Origin of the sequence: Pseudoalteromonas sp. PA2MD11 (genome assembly GCF_017808125.1) — a bacterium.
GTDB lineage: Bacteria > Pseudomonadota > Gammaproteobacteria > Enterobacterales > Alteromonadaceae > Pseudoalteromonas > Pseudoalteromonas simplex.
The window spans coordinates 69,131-84,387 of record NZ_JADKNF010000001.1; the positions used below are offsets into that span (position 1 = coordinate 69,131).

Genomic DNA, 15,257 nt, shown 5'->3' on the forward strand with positions numbered 1-15,257 from the left:
TATGGATATTACTTTTTATGTAACGCTTCGATACGCGCTAATAAACTAGATGTGTCATAGCGGCCGCCGCCTAACGCTTGTACATCGGCATAATATTGATCAACTGTTGCCGTCATCGGCAAAGTTGCGCCGTTTGCCTTTGCCTCATCCAAAGCGATGCCTAAATCTTTACGCATCCAATCAACAGCAAAACCAAATTCGTATTCGCCAGCCCACATTGTTTTGTAGCGGTTTTCCATCTGCCATGAACCTGCAGCGCCTTTAGAGATGGTTTCAATTACTTTTTCACCATCAAGGCCAGCTTGTTTTGCAAAGTGTAACCCCTCAGCCAAGCCTTGTACCACACCCGCAATACAAATTTGATTTACCATTTTACACAGTTGACCAGAGCCTACTTCACCTAATAATTGGCTAAAACGGCTAAAAGCAGCCATAACAGGTTGAACAACATTAAAATCAGCTTCGTCGCCACCAACCATCACAGTTAATACACCATTTTCTGCCCCAGCTTGACCGCCAGAAACCGGCGCATCTAAAAATGCGATGCCTTGTAGTTTCGCTTGAGCAGCCACTTCACGTGCCACTTCAGCTGACGTTGTAGTGTGGTCAACTAAATAGCTGCCCTCATGCATGCTTGCCAGCACACCCTGTTCGCCATAAACAACTGAACGTAAATCATCATCATTACCTACGCACATGAAAACGATATCAGCCCCTTTTGCTGCTTCACTTGGTGTTTCAGCGTATTCACCTTGATACTCAGAAACCCACTTTTGGGCTTTAGCCGTTGTGCGGTTGTAAACTGTCACGTTGTGACCTGCGTTGGCAAGGTGACCCGCCATTGGATAACCCATTACACCTAATCCGATGAAGGCGACTTTCATTGACATAAAACTGACCTATTTGAGTGATAAATTAGTAACAATTTCATTATCTCAACCGAATAACTAAAAAGCGAATGAAAAAAAGTTCATTTAAACCGTTTAAAAACACACAGGTAAAACATGGATAGTATATATCGTTTCAATGCCCAGCTTGCATCTGGTGAAAACTTCAGCCTTGAATCGCTACAAGGTAAAACAGCGCTTATCGTCAATATTGCCAGCAAATGTAATTTTTCAGTGCAAATGGCAAGCCTTGAAAAACTCTATCAAGAATATAAACAGCAAGGATTTACCGTACTCGGTTTTGCCTGTAATCAATTTGGCCATAATGAGCCACTTGAAGGCAATGAACTTAAAGCCTTTTATCAGCAACACTTTGATGTCAGCTTTCCCATTTTTAACAAGGTGTTAGTCAACGGGCCTGACGCTCACCCTTTATTTAATTATTTAAAGTGCCATACTCGAGGAATTGCGCAAAACCGCGCAATTAAATGGAATTTCACCAAATTTCTTATAAACTCAGAAGGTCAACTCGTTGCGCGATATGCCCCGCGCACCAAACCCGAAACCCTCAAAATGGTGATAGAGAGTAATTTAAATGATGAAACTGGCCTTATTCAGTGCGCAAAAGTATGAGCAACCGTTTTTTGAAAGGAATCTAACTGAATACGCTGAGTCTGTTTCGCTCAGTTATTTTGAGCAATCCTTAAACAGAAATACCACGCCCCTCTGCCAAGGTTTCGATGCAGTGTGCGTGTTTGTTAACGATACGGTCGACAAACACGTCATTGCAGATATGGCGGCTGTTGGCATTAAAGCAATCTTGTTACGCTGTGCAGGCTTCAATAATGTAGACCTTGATGCTGCCAAAGAGCATAACATCAAGGTTTGCCGCGTCCCTGCATATAGCCCAGAAGCAGTAGCAGAGCATTGTATTGCACTCATGCTAACGCTCAACCGAAAAACCCACAAAGCCTTTAACCGCGTGCGTGAAGGTAACTTTGATTTAAACGGTTTACTTGGTTTTAATCTGTTTAAAAAAACGATTGGGATTATCGGATGTGGCAAAATAGGTTTAGCACTGGTTAATATTTTAAATGGCTTTGGAGCTAAGGTACTCGTTTGCGACCCTATGGCTGGTGAAGGCCCTTATACCCTGTGCGATTTAGACACATTGCTCACCCAAAGTGATGTCATCTCATTGCACTGCCCGCTCAACGAGCACACCCATCATTTAATTGATGCTAGCGCATTTGAGAAAATGAAAGACGGTGTCATGCTGATTAACACCTCTCGTGGTGCACTTCTTGATAGCCAAGCATGTATTCAAGCGCTTAAGTCTAAAAAGCTTGGACACCTAGGCCTAGATGTGTATGAGCAAGAGTCAGAGTTATTCTTTAAAGATCACCGTGAAGAAATCATGCAAGACGATATTTTTTCACGCCTTATTAGTTTTCCGAATGTGTTAGTGACAGGCCACCAAGGCTTCTTCACCCAAGAAGCACTTAGCGAAATAGCCTGTACCACATTACAAAGTGCCAATGAAATAAGCCAAGGCTTACCATTAACTAACGAAGTTATATAAGGCAAATGCACCTTTAATTAAAAAAGGCGTGAGTTTAAACCCACGCCTTTTACTTTTATCTAGTAACTAGAAACTCGCAACTGGACTTTCTACTTCAACAACGCCACGTTCACGAATACCGCCGTCATTAATAACGGGCAGATAAAGCGAATGTACTGGGCAAACCAATAATGAGGGCCGCTCGATACTTGATGCAATTTATTACCACGCTGCCATAACCAACCAACAGTAATGAAATAGAACAGCCCCATTAAAGGTAATTGGTACTGTGTAAGCACCATAATGACTAAACCAAATAACCAGTCAAAGTTTAAGATAATCAGTGATGAGGCAATAAACACGGTCAGCGTTACAAATAAGGTCGCTTTTTTGCGCTCAATACTGTGATTCTCAACTAAAAATGCCACTGGAATTTCGGTCGATGAAATAGTTGACGTCACTGAGGCAATCGACATTAATACAAAAAATAATAAGCCAACGAGTAAACCCACTTGGCCCATTGTGCTAAACAGTTCAGGTAAAATCGCAAAAATTAACTGCCCTTCACCGACCAATTTACCACCGCTAAATACCTCTACACCGTTATGTTGAGCAACAAAAATAGCCGGTATAATCAATAAACCCGCTAAAAAGGCTACACCAGTATCAAGCAATGCCACGGTTCCAGTTAGTTTCGGCAGGTTAGCATCTGGTTTTAAATATGAGCCGTAAACCATCATACAACCAACACCTAACGACAATGAAAAGAACGCTTGCCCCATTGCCGCAATAATTAAGTTTGCATCAAGAATTTGACTAAAATCTGGCACTAAATAGGCTGCAAAACCATCCATCGCACCATCTAGGGTCGCGATATAAGCAATTAACGCCACTAATAACACTAGCAATAATGGCATTAAGCGACGTGACCAAGTTTCGATACCTGATTTAACGCCTTTTAAAATAATACTCGCAGTAAGAATAAGCATCAGTGGCGTAAACACAAAATTGCGCGCCATGGAGTCACTGTGTAAAAAGTTACTTAGCTCAGTAAAACCAAAGAAGCTTGCGACTGGCTCCAGCGCATAAGCGAGCATCCACCCTGCAACTATCGAATAAAAGCTCAGCATTACAACCGCACCAAAGAGGCCAATATAGCCAGCTGCAGCGCCCACTTTAGGCGCTGTGTCTTGCCATGCATTAGATAATGCTTTTACTGGATTCGCTTGCGCTTGGTGGCCTAAATACAGCTCAGTATAAAGAGCCGGAAGCGCTAATAAGAAGATAACAATGAAGTAAACGAGTAAAAATGCACCGCCGCCATGGTTTGCCGCTTGTGTTGGAAAGCCCCAAATATTACCTAAACCTACCGCCGCACCAGAAGCTGCTAAAACGAAACCTAATCGACTTTGAAAGCCGTCACGAACTTGTGCCATACATCTACAAATCTGTTATTATTTTTCCTCATTAAACCATAATTACAGTCAACTGCGTAAACTATTTGCGTTTGTTCATGCCTATAAAAGTGCATCTGCTGTAAAAATAAACAAAACTAAATACGAGCTTTCGTGTAAGCGTTAAACCATGAGCAGTCACTACTTTTCGAATACTCTTATCATCGAGCAGCAAAGCCAAACAACAGCTAAAAAAATTATGCTGATGGATGCAAGACGTATTGATGTTGCAAGTTTACCCCTTGATAAATTACTCAGTGAGTTTGAATTAAGCGTACTTGAAAAACGCAAAGTGCCTAGCGCCAAGCAAGAGTACTTAGCGACTCGCCTAACGTTAAAGTATTTGTATCAACATGCTTACCCTCATGATGATTTAGCGCTCAATGAAATATCAAGCCAGTTTGATGACAAAGACAGCAAGCTTAAATTACATACAAAACGCAGAGAACCTGTGTGGGCCTGTTTATCACATTCAAATGGTTTAATTGGTGCAGCTCTTAACCTAAAACAACAGCTATTCGGTTTTGATATTGAACAAAGCAGTAAGCCTCGCCCTTTTATCAAACTCGCAAAGCATTTTTATCATCAAGATGAAGTTGACTTAATTAGCCGTTTTGAAGCTCCCGATGAACAGGCACAGTGCTTTTTTAGAATTTGGACATTAAAAGAAGCGCTTGCCAAAGCAAGTGATCAGCCGATTGCGAAACTACTTGCTCCTAATGTATTCGAAGAATTGAGCAAACATAATTTCAGCGCGAGTAGTAACTCTATTGAAGGGTTTGATATAAGTGTTGTGGCACAAAAAAGCACTGACTGGCAGTGCTCTTTTATTAACTTTAATGACTTACGCCGCGACTTGGCTTTCTAATAGTCGGCTGTGAATAGCCTGCACGACTTCATCTGACTCACTTTGCTCAACTAAGAAACACAGGTTATGTTTACTTGCACCGTGGCAAATTAAACGAATATTAAAATCACTCAATACCTGCATTAAGTTCATTTCTTGCTGACGTAATTGAATTTCAGAACCAATTAAAGCCACCAGCGTTAAGTTATTTTCAACCGATACATGACAAAACTCAGAAAGCTTATCTAAACAAGCTTGATCAAGCTCAGGGCGTGATGCATTTGGCGCGTTATCTAAAGTAATTGCAACACTGATCTCGGAGGTAGTAACCAAATCAACCGAAATATTAAACTCACTTAAAATAGTGAATACACGCGCTAAGAAACCACTCGCTAGGAGCATTTCTGGGCTTTTAACCGTTAACAGAATTTGGTTTTTACGCTGTGTTACGGCACGAATACCTGGTTGCTGAGACTTTTCTTTTTCAATCCATGTACCACCTAATTGCGGCTCACGGCTTGAACCAACAAACACACTAATATGGCTTCGGCTTGCAGGTAAAATGGTTGCAGGGTGCAGTACTTTTGCACCAAACGTTGCCATTTCTGCCGCTTCATCAAAGCTTAAGCGTGCAATTGGGCTTGCTTTAGCGCATAAACGCGGATCAGTACTAAAAATACCCACAACATCGGTCCAAATATGCACGCTTTTTGCGTTAATTGCTTCAGCGAGTAATGCAGCACTGTAATCTGAACCACCACGGCCTAAAGTGGTCGTTTGATTGTGCTCATTGCTACCAATAAAACCTTGGGTTACCACAACATGGTCATCAAGTAGCGGCACTAAATGCTCTTTAGCAGCCGCAGCGGTTGCTGCAACATTTGGGGTAGCTTTAGCAAATTGGCTATCTGTTTTTAGCACTTTACGTACATCAAAACGCACCGCATCAAGACCTTGACCGCGTAATACTTGAGTAAATAAATACGATGACAAACGCTCGCCAAAGCTCAGTAGTTCATCTTGATCTGCTACTGACTTAGCCCCGTCTGATGCTAGCTTTTGAAAAGCCTTAAGCGTTTCATTAAAGCCATGTGCTAAATCAGCATCCAGTGACAGCTCTGCCAAGATTGCTTCTTGAATGGCGACTACGCCTGTAATGTGCTCGTCACGTTCAGCCGCACTCAAATCAGCTTTACACAATGCAACTAAATGGTTTGTCACGCCTGCACTGGCACTCACAGCAACTATACTTACTTGATTATCAGCACAAATGATTTCAGCGCAGCGGCTCATAGCATCAAAGTTAGCTACACTGGTGCCACCAAATTTTGCAACAACGTAATCTGATTTTGTGTTGGCGGCTAATTGGGTATTCATGTCGTCTCCTTTTGTGGAAAACTATCCACAGTAATTCAAGAAGAACTCGGCAAGGGGGTGCTTTGAAAATAAAGAGTAGTCCATGCCAGAAGCTCTCCACCTAGTTTGGTGACAGTTTTGAGGATTCAGCCCCATAAACCGAAAAATAACCGTGACGTCCGGTTAATTTTCTCGGCGAGTACTTCCCTCATTAATGGTCATCGGCGTTCGTCACCTCACATTAATTACCTAAGTATCGCACCTCTTCTGAATGTTAAGTTAACACCTGGTTAAAATAACAAAGCCTGCTGTTAAAAGCAGGCTTCGAAAGTTAACGTTTAGACGTCTAGCTGTCAAGTTGTTTTATGAAATTAAACTGCCCGCTAAGTGCGAACCGTAATAACCAACGGTATAAGCAATTAATAAATAAACCGACATTTTAAGATAGCTCATAAAGGTCAGTGCTTTTACCTTACTCATGGCGATAATACCTGCCGCAGAGCCGATTATAAGCATTGAGCCACCGACCCCAGTTGCGTAAGTAAACGACAGCCATTGCTGAGGGCTCATCACTATATCAGCTTTTAAAAGTGCTGCAGTGAGAGGTACGTTATCTACCGCCGCTGATAATAGCCCCATCAAGTAGTTGGCATATTCCGGTGCCATCAATTCATATAAGTGAGTAAATTTAGCAAGCATGCCAACTTCTTTTAATGCGCCAACCAGCAATAACACACCAACGAAGAACAATAAGGTGTCGTATTCAATTTCACGAATATAATCGATGATTTTTTTGTTAACGTCTTTTTTGCGCATTAAGAATTGCGCAACCAAAAACATCAGAGATAAACCAAATAAAAAGGTTAATAGCGGTGGCACACTATAAAGCACACTCAAAGTTAAAGTGGCAATAATCGTCGAGAAAAAGATAACCGCAATAGTAATATCTGTTTTTTCAATACGACGCGCGGTTTGCTTTTCAAACACCACATTACCCGACATACCCACCGACAACATTGCCGCCAGCAGTGCAACACTTGTCAGTGCAGGGGCAATTAATAATAGTAGATTAGCAATAGTGACTTTTTCGTCTAAGAAAATCATCAAGGTTGTCACATCACCGGTGATCAACGACACCCCACCCGAGTTAACACTAAATACAATTAAGGTCGCATATTTTATTAATTTTTTAGGATCTAACTTAAGTGACATCACCACCGCAAGCGAGATTAAAGTTGCCGTTATGTTGTCTGAAATAGATGAAAATAAAAACGCAAAACCACCAATCAGAAACATCAGCTTTCGTTCACTGATTTGATTTGGCATAATTTTATGAACAATATTCTGGATAAAGCCTTTAGAGTTTAAATACGCTACAAAGGTCATCGCAGCCATTAAGAATAGCCACAAAGTCGCGATTTCTAATATGTTGTGATCTAGTTGATGTTGTATGGTTTCTGGGCTTTGCCCATGAATTGGAGAGATAAATAAGATAATCCAGCATAAAGTGCCAAAAAAAAGCGTCGTTTTGGCCTTGTTTACATGGATAATATCCTCTATAACGATAAGCAAAAATGCCACCGCTATCAGGGTTAGGATAAGTGGGGTTACCATGGTGTTTGAACAACCTTTATAATAATGTAAAAATTGTAAGTCGAGTGTTTCGGCGCGGATTCTAGCAGCATAGAAAGCATAAAACTATTCTCAATTACATAATTTACTACTAATCGCCAACACCAAAGTCTAAATTTACTGGAGCCTTATGATCCCAGCTAAAAAGTTATTAAATACCCTTACTGAACATTGGGGGGTGTTAGAGCTGCTTTTTAAACGTTTTAAGATGGCTGATTTCAGCTTGAAAGACGTACAAAATGCGATAAAACAAAAACAACCTTCATGGTCAAACGAACGCATTTATAAAGAAACAAATCGTTTATTGAATCAAGATATTATCATTCCACTGGCAAAATCATCGCAGTTAGAAATAAACCGCGCGATCGCCGATTTTGCTACTTTCTTGCTGCAAGAGGAACACCTAGGCCTTGCCCAAGAAATTAGCGTGCTCGTTGATGACTTAGCTCGCCTTGGTAATCGCCTTGCTAAAGCCGGTGAAATTGAAGATTACGACGAGCTCCGCCGCTTTAGCCGTATTATGGATGATCGGGTACGCAAAATAATGAAATTGTTTGCCCACAACGAAAACGCGATTTTAAATATTGTTGAGCAAGCAAAAGCAGACAACGCGGTGCAATCACTGCAAAAACGCTATCAGGCTGTAATTGAAGCGTTCGATGAATACATCGAGCCTATGCTGGAAATGGTTGATATTCGAGGTGACTTCCACGCTTGCTTTAATACCATCGAAGCGCAAATTAGCTCGCAAATAGAGCAAATTGACCGCCTTGGTAAATCATATCAAGACAAGCGCATGCTAGAGCAATTACGTACCCGTATTTTAGAAATGCATTTAGTTGGCCGTGAAAGCTTACGTAAAAGCGCCGATATGCTGATGCCACTGCGTGAAGAATTACGCCGTAACAACCTAATTACGCGTCAAGCGGCTAAAGTGCTTGGTTTAGTGCGTAAAAATGGCGTCGATAACATGTTAAGTGCAGTACAGCCTAACTTTGTCTCAGACGCGCAACGCTTTTCACTTGGTCAGCAACGTCATATTGTGGCCTATATGGCAGGCTTAGTTGACTTTGAGCACGATGAATATCAACTACCAGAGCATGATGATGTGCCCGCCTATCAAAGCCCGCATATCCCTGATTACAACGACGTTAAAACACAATTTAGAAAACGCTTTAAAAAAGCCAGCAAAAAAGCTCAGCCGCTGCTTAGTTTCTTAGATGAAAGTTACCCAGAATTAGAAGCTGACGAAATGCTGTTCTTGTATCAAAAATTGATTAGCGATGGCGACCTTGAAATCAGCCAAAGCCAAGAGAAAGTAAAAATAAAAATTGCCCAGCAACACTTCTCTCTTTATCCATTTAACTCATCGATTGCTGACGATAAAAAAGCAACAGAGCAATAACCATGACAGATATTAATTTAGATGATTTAACGCATCTGCAAGCTACTAATAAAAAGCTCACATCAGGCTACCACATTAGCGAACAAGACACGCTGATGTGGCAAGAGCTTGATCAACACATTGATGCTTATCGCGCGTTATTTAATGCCCTTGGCCATGACCTACAACATGATAGCCGTGGCTTTTACTATTTTGGCAGCGACGAAAGCACCTCAAATATGGGTAAAATTTCGCGTGCTATCGCACTGACTATCTACATCTTGATTGAGCACTATGCCAATACTGGTAAAGATCCAATGCGTGCCTTATTTGACGAAGTAAACGACCTTGAACTAATGCAAACCTTAGTGCAATTCAACAAGCACCTGTTTGATCAATTAGAAATCTTCTCAGGCTCAGATTTACGCAAAGACGTTTACCTTCGTATGGTGCGTTTAGGTCTTGCTCGCGAAGTAGAAAACGGCTTTATGCTGCAAGCACCTATTTATCGTTATATCGATGCATTAATGGAAGTAAACGAAGAAACCTACCTAGGAGATGACGAATAATGCAAAGCCAAAGCCTATACGGACTCAGCAAACTTGCGCTTTTAAATACCGCTGGCTATGCAAAATGCGTGATCCCGCTGGATAAAAGTAGTTCAATCTGTGCACCTAATAATACCGGTAAAAGCTCGGTAATTAATGCCCTGCAATTTCCATTGATCAATGATTTACGTCTAACAGAATGGGATGGCCACGATTTAGACGAAACCCGAAAATTCTACTTTTCGTCAGATCAATCCTATATTTTACTCGAAGCTGACCTACCTAATGGCCCTGTGGTGATTGGTGTTGCCGGCCTAGGTAAAATAGCCGGTTACGCGCATCAGTTTTTTTGCTACCCAGGTAAGTTGAACCTTGAACACTACACGCAAGGCAAAACCATTGTAAAATTCACCAAGCTTTTTAATCACTTAAAAGAGCAAGGTTTCAATCCTATTGAATTAAAAGCACAAGAGCTAAACGCCCTACTCACTGGCGGCGCAACCCCATTTGATGGCGATATCAACTTAAAGATGATCCCCCTCAATAACGTGCAAGACTCAGCGATTTACAAAGAAATTTTCCGCCGTATCCTTAACTTGCACAAATTAGGTGCCAGCGATGTGAAACGCTTTATGTTACGTGTATTTGAGCGCCATATGTCAAACTCACGGGTTGATTTTTATGAAGTATGGCGACGTTCATTTGATAAAGTGAATCGCGCTAAACGTGAATTAAAAGCCCTTGAGTCAATGCAAGAGCCAATCGCAGCTCTTGAATCTATGCTTGAAAACCAAACGGTTTTAAAAGGTAAGCTTGCTGCCTATGCGCCAAAAATTGACCAAGCACTGATTGACTTTGAAACCTATCAACAAGAGCAACTCACTGAGCTAAATATTGCCCTTGAGGATATCGAGCACGAAAAGCATGAGTTCGAACAAAAGCAGCAGCTTTATATTCAGCAATCGCGCGATATTGAGCGTAAACAAACTCAAATTGAACAGTGGTTTTTAGACTATCGAGCGCTTAAATCTGAGTTTGAATTGGTTAATAAAGCCACTTTAAAAGTCAGCCTTACTCAGCTTAAACAAGATTATGAATCGCTATCGCATTCATTAAGCAGTGCCCAAGGTCAAAGTTTGCACACCCTTGATTACCGTATTAGCGAAACACAAAAGCAAATCAAGAGCTTAAAACTGCAGTTAAAGAACCTCGAGTTCAATTTATTCACTCGTATGCGTGAAGATTTATCTTTGAAAGAAGTTGAAGAGATTTCGCGTATTCTGAACCCAGATATCTTATCGTTTGCCACCACCAGCAATGGTGATGTTGAGATCACAGACGAAGATGCTTTTGGTGAGTTTTTAGAGCAGTTATCGGCAAATGTGAAAGGCGGTGTACTGACACTCCCTGGTGCAAACATCAAACTTAAAAAGTTAAGCCCAGTGCAAATGCAAACGGGCGAAAATAAAGAGCAATTAACCGCGCAACTTGCTGCTCTTGAAAACTCACTGAAAGAGTTTAAACAACAGCGCGAGGTCGCTGCCAATGTTGCCGAAAAGCAAAAAGAAAAAGATGCTTTATATGATGAGCTAATGGCTTCAGAAGAAGCATTAAAACGCTTTGAACAATTTGAAGTGATGCAGCAATCTGTCGATGCACAAACACTGCTAAAAGAGCAGTTAAATGCAGAACGCGAGCAAGTTGACGACTATCTGCAAGACATTCAAAAAAATAGTGGCTCAATCAGCGATCGTCGCTCAATTATCAAGTCGAAAAAAGATCTGCTTGCCCGCCAAGCTGACCGTTTGCGTCAAGTTAAATCTGAACGTATCGATCACACCCTTGATTTTTACTCAGGCAAAGTGACGCCATACATGATTGAGATCAGTATTGATTTTGATAATTTAAGCGACCTCATTCATCACTTTAACAAAGACTGCCAAGAACTACGCAACTTTGATATCAACGTACGTAACACCTACCTGCATATTTATAATGCGGGTATTACTAAGTTTGATAACGAAAACGATGAGTTTACTAAATACGAAAAGCTTATTAGCGCGTTTCATAACATTGATAACGAGCGCGATACGGTTGAGCGTCAAGGCCGAGTTGCGTTAACCGAAGTAGCCGCCACCATTAAAGGCTTGCGTGAAGACTTAGACCGCCTACGCCGCGAAATGAACAGCTTTAATAAAGGCATTAGTCAGCACCGTATCTCTAACCTTCAAGCATTCAAAATTAATGTTATTCCGCGCAAGATGTTAGTCGATAGCATTGATACTATTATCAGTACCTCAAATCAGTTTGAGCAAGGCGATACTCTAGACCTATTAAGTCAAGAGCCTTATAGCGAGTCTGCGGTAAACGAAGCGAAAGATCATTTAATTAAACTAGCCTCAGAAAAAGCAGGTTTAACACTGACCGACTTATTTGATATTCGTTTTGAAGTAGTAAACCGTGCTGGTGAAACTGAGCACTTCGAAAAAATTGACTCAGCCGGCTCTAATGGTACACGTATCACCATTAAGCTACTTTGTGGCATGCTGTTTATTCGTTACTTATTAAGCGACCAAGAACAAAACTTGTATCGTATTCCGATTTATATCGATGAAGCAGCCGATATCGACCCACAAAACCAAAAAGCAATTATCGAAACTGCTCTTAGCTTTGGCTTTGTGCCGATTTTTGCCTCAGTTAAACCACAAGTTAGCTGTGATTACATCGTCCCTATTCGTACTGTTAAAGATGGTGCTCAAAACTGGGTCGATGAAAAAGACTGGATAGAAGTGGAACACAGTGCTTAATTACAAACTATTACAGTACTTTTTTGTAAATGTGCCATAGTTTTTAAATAATCATTCAGTTGAGTATTATTTGTGTTATGTTATCAATCAAGTAGTGGAAATTTTGCCAAGGAGCAAACAATATGAAGAACTTATTAATCGCGACGGCTGTATTATTTTTAGCGGCTTGTGCTAAAACGCCTGATTGGGATTACGACAAATCAGCAGATTTTAGTAATTATAAAACCTTCTCTTGGGTACCTAATGCCAGCTTGACTAAAAACGTAGCGAACTACCAAATTAGCCCTTTAATGGAAAAACGTGTTCGTGAAGCCGTTAATGCTGAACTTGAAAAAAGCGGTATGAAGCTAGTTGACTTAGCGCAAGCAGATGTACTAATTAACTATCACGCCTCTGTTGATACTAAAATTGATGTAGATACCTTCAACGTGGGTTACGGCGCACGCTGGAATTACTGGGGTATGGGTTACAACACGCAAACAACTGCTCGCGAATACGAAGTGGGTACGTTAATTTTAGACGTGGTAGACCGTGCTTCTAACCAATTAGTTTGGCGTGGTGCGAAAGAAGGTCGTTTGCAAAAAAATCAATCACCTGAAAAGCGCACTGAAGTTATCAAAGAAACTGTTGCTAACATTCTAAGTAACTTCCCACCGCAATCAATTAATCAAAACTAAACACTGTTTTAGTTAAAAGACCGCGCAATTAGCGCGGTTTTTTATTGCCTGCTTAAATCTGGTTGGAGTGGTATAACTCAGTGATTCAGATACAATACCCGAAATTTTCAGTGCGCCTAACTAGCCCACTACCCCAGATTAAACAAAATCAAGAGAGTTTTAGATGGTACGCGCAGTACAGCTTACACTTCCCGCATTATTCGTCACTTGCTCAGTACTAGCAGAAGACACCAACAATATTGAACAAATCACCGTTGAAGTTTCAGCAACCGCAAATAAAGAACCTGTAGGTACTTTTGATGCGCCGGTATCAAATTTAGAATATGACCCGCGTGTCGATTTGCAATCGCGTAATATGGCTGAAGCACAAGCTGATGTCACCATTCGCGGTGGTATCTTTGAAAATACTGGCTTTCGTGTCGGCAGCAGTACATTATTTGACCCACAATCTGGTCACTATTTTGCAGAAATTCCAATTGCACCACAAATGCTAACAGGACCTTCAGTACTTACAGGTGCTGATAATGCCGTTTATGGAATGAATAGCTCGGTTGGTACAGTTTCATTTGGCTGGCGCCCTATCACGAGTACCGGTAGTGTTTCACTTGGCACAGGTACGAATGGCTTTAATTTGCAAAGTATTCATGCTGCTCATAGCCAAAAGCTTGATAGCAAACCTGATTGGCGATTAGGTTTTGAGGGTGAATACTCGCACTCAAAAAGTGATGGCTCAATTGATAATGGCGACCACGACTTTGAACGTGCCTCAGCGCGTATTCAACTTGCAAGCTCTACCTCACAAACTGATTTAATGTTCGGACGCCAAGAGAAGTTTTTTGGTTGGCCAAACCTTTATACGCCATTTAACTTTAACGAAACAGAAGATCTTGAAACCAAGCTTTTCATGCTCAATCACAAGCAAATGTATGGTGAGAGCAATAGCCTTGAAGTGACTGGTTATTATCGTAAACATAACGACCATTACGTTTTGTCTCGTGAAAACCCAGCTATTTTTGAAGCGTTTCACGAAACCACGGTTAAGTCATTAGCACTCTCTGGACGTCACCGTTTAAATGACCGCTATGCAATTAATTATGCTGGGCAATTTATTGCTGATGAAATTGAATCAACGTCTCTTGAAAACAACTTTACATCACGTAATTACACTAAGCTAAGTATCTTGCCTGAGTACAAATCAGCCCTTACAGCGAACAAAGAGCTTACTTTACGTGTTGGTGCTGCGTTTGATGATACGAATCGTGATAGCTCAGATACCTCATTTATTGCCGATGCCAGCCTTAAAGTAGCTAATCAAAATGGCAGTGAACATACTTGGTACGCGTCATACGCCGAAGCAACACAAGTTCCCGGTTATACCGCCATCGGCGGCAGTGAAACGGGCGGATTATTCAGAAGTAACTACAGCCTTGAGCGCGAAACCACCGATAACCTTGAATTAGGTTTACTGATTGAACAGTCTTCATGGCGTTTAGATTCAGCTATTTTCTACCGTAAAGATAAAAACCTTACGGATTGGACATATCGCTTTGATGCAACCTCAGCACGTTTTGCAAACCCGGTTGATATAGACACCTTAGGCGTTGAGTTTTTAGCGAATAAATCGTTTGAAAGCACTGAGTTAATTGCCAGCTACACCTTTTTAGAAAAGTCAGAAGACTATGGCACGGCAGATATTGATGCGAGCTTTTATGCGCTTAACTACCCTGATCACCGTGTAACACTGGGTGCAGTATGGCAACCAATGGATGTGCTTGAGCTGCGTATCGATAACGAATGGCGTAAGCAACACAGTAACCGCTTACGTAACTCTGATGATGAAGCCTTCTTCACGCAGTTAACACTAAAATTCACCCCTGCTCAGCTTGATAATGTGTTTGTTACCTTTGCAGCTGACAACATTTGGGATGAATCTTTCGAAGAAGTACCGGGTACCCCAGGCCGCGGCGAACAATATACTCTTAGCGCTACTTATACGTGGTAAGCAAAAACAATAATGCCAGTCAATTGACTGGCATTATTGTGTCACGTTACCTTTTGAGGTATCTATCAAACCATAACCAAAATTATATTAAACGCCATAAAG

Annotated in this window: 12 protein-coding genes and 1 riboswitch; of the genes, 8 read left to right on the top strand and 4 right to left on the bottom strand. The window is 41.2% G+C overall.

Going from position 1 to position 15,257, the window contains the following annotated elements; genetic code table 11:
- Positions 1 to 8 precede the first annotated feature (8 nt).
- Entirely contained in the window at positions 9 to 890 is an 882-nt protein-coding gene (locus tag ISP07_RS00245; RefSeq protein WP_054551484.1) for an NAD(P)-dependent oxidoreductase, read from the bottom strand.
- A gap of 114 nt (positions 891 to 1,004) precedes the next feature.
- Here ISP07_RS00245 and ISP07_RS00250 point away from each other — a divergent pair, with 114 nt between their 5' ends.
- On the top strand, positions 1,005 to 1,520 hold the full coding sequence (locus ISP07_RS00250; RefSeq protein ID WP_063705772.1) for a glutathione peroxidase: 516 nt from the start codon (positions 1,005 to 1,007) through the stop codon (positions 1,518 to 1,520).
- Positions 1,486 to 2,469, top strand: a complete 984-nt coding sequence (locus ISP07_RS00255; RefSeq protein WP_138616026.1) for a 2-hydroxyacid dehydrogenase — start codon at positions 1,486 to 1,488, stop codon at positions 2,467 to 2,469. The genes ISP07_RS00250 and ISP07_RS00255 overlap by 35 nt, the downstream gene beginning before the upstream one ends.
- 89 nt (positions 2,470 to 2,558) lie before the next feature.
- On the opposite strand, the gene ISP07_RS00260 is transcribed toward ISP07_RS00255, so the two are convergent.
- Positions 2,559 to 3,884 (bottom strand): sodium-dependent transporter, encoded by a 1,326-nt coding sequence (locus tag ISP07_RS00260; protein ID WP_209326441.1) that lies wholly within the window; start codon positions 3,882 to 3,884, stop codon positions 2,559 to 2,561.
- Between the two features lie 148 nt (positions 3,885 to 4,032).
- On the opposite strand from ISP07_RS00260, the gene ISP07_RS00265 reads away from it, so the two are divergent.
- Positions 4,033 to 4,770, top strand: a complete 738-nt coding sequence (locus tag ISP07_RS00265) for a 4'-phosphopantetheinyl transferase family protein (RefSeq protein WP_209326442.1) — start codon at positions 4,033 to 4,035, stop codon at positions 4,768 to 4,770.
- Here the strand turns inward: ISP07_RS00265 and lysC are convergent.
- Positions 4,747 to 6,126, bottom strand: a complete 1,380-nt coding sequence (gene lysC / locus ISP07_RS00270) for a lysine-sensitive aspartokinase 3 (protein ID WP_209326443.1) — start codon at positions 6,124 to 6,126, stop codon at positions 4,747 to 4,749. The two genes, ISP07_RS00265 and lysC, sit on opposite strands and share 24 nt — an antisense overlap.
- Before the next feature lie 81 nt (positions 6,127 to 6,207).
- Positions 6,208 to 6,380: riboswitch (Lysine riboswitch) on the bottom strand.
- Positions 6,381 to 6,468: 88 nt separating this feature from the next.
- Positions 6,469 to 7,719, bottom strand: coding sequence for a sodium:proton antiporter NhaD (gene nhaD, locus ISP07_RS00275; protein WP_209326444.1), 1,251 nt, complete (start codon positions 7,717 to 7,719; stop codon positions 6,469 to 6,471).
- A gap of 148 nt (positions 7,720 to 7,867) precedes the next feature.
- On the opposite strand from nhaD, the gene ISP07_RS00280 reads away from it, so the two are divergent.
- From ISP07_RS00280 to ISP07_RS00300, 5 genes are all read left to right on the top strand, one after another.
- Entirely contained in the window at positions 7,868 to 9,142 is a 1,275-nt protein-coding gene (locus ISP07_RS00280; RefSeq protein ID WP_209326445.1) for a hypothetical protein, read from the top strand.
- 2 nt (positions 9,143 to 9,144) lie between these two features.
- On the top strand, positions 9,145 to 9,690 hold the full coding sequence (locus tag ISP07_RS00285) for a condensin complex protein MksE (RefSeq protein WP_209326446.1): 546 nt from the start codon (positions 9,145 to 9,147) through the stop codon (positions 9,688 to 9,690).
- Positions 9,690 to 12,476: an ATPase gene (locus ISP07_RS00290; protein ID WP_209326447.1), complete on the top strand. Its 2,787-nt coding sequence runs from the start codon at positions 9,690 to 9,692 to the stop codon at positions 12,474 to 12,476. Before ISP07_RS00285 ends, ISP07_RS00290 begins: the two co-directional genes overlap by 1 nt.
- Before the next feature lie 122 nt (positions 12,477 to 12,598).
- Positions 12,599 to 13,153 (top strand): DUF4136 domain-containing protein, encoded by a 555-nt coding sequence (locus ISP07_RS00295; RefSeq protein WP_209326448.1) that lies wholly within the window; start codon positions 12,599 to 12,601, stop codon positions 13,151 to 13,153.
- 163 nt (positions 13,154 to 13,316) lie between these two features.
- On the top strand, positions 13,317 to 15,155 hold the full coding sequence (locus ISP07_RS00300; RefSeq protein WP_209326449.1) for a TonB-dependent receptor plug domain-containing protein: 1,839 nt from the start codon (positions 13,317 to 13,319) through the stop codon (positions 15,153 to 15,155).
- Positions 15,156 to 15,257: the final 102 nt, after the last annotated feature.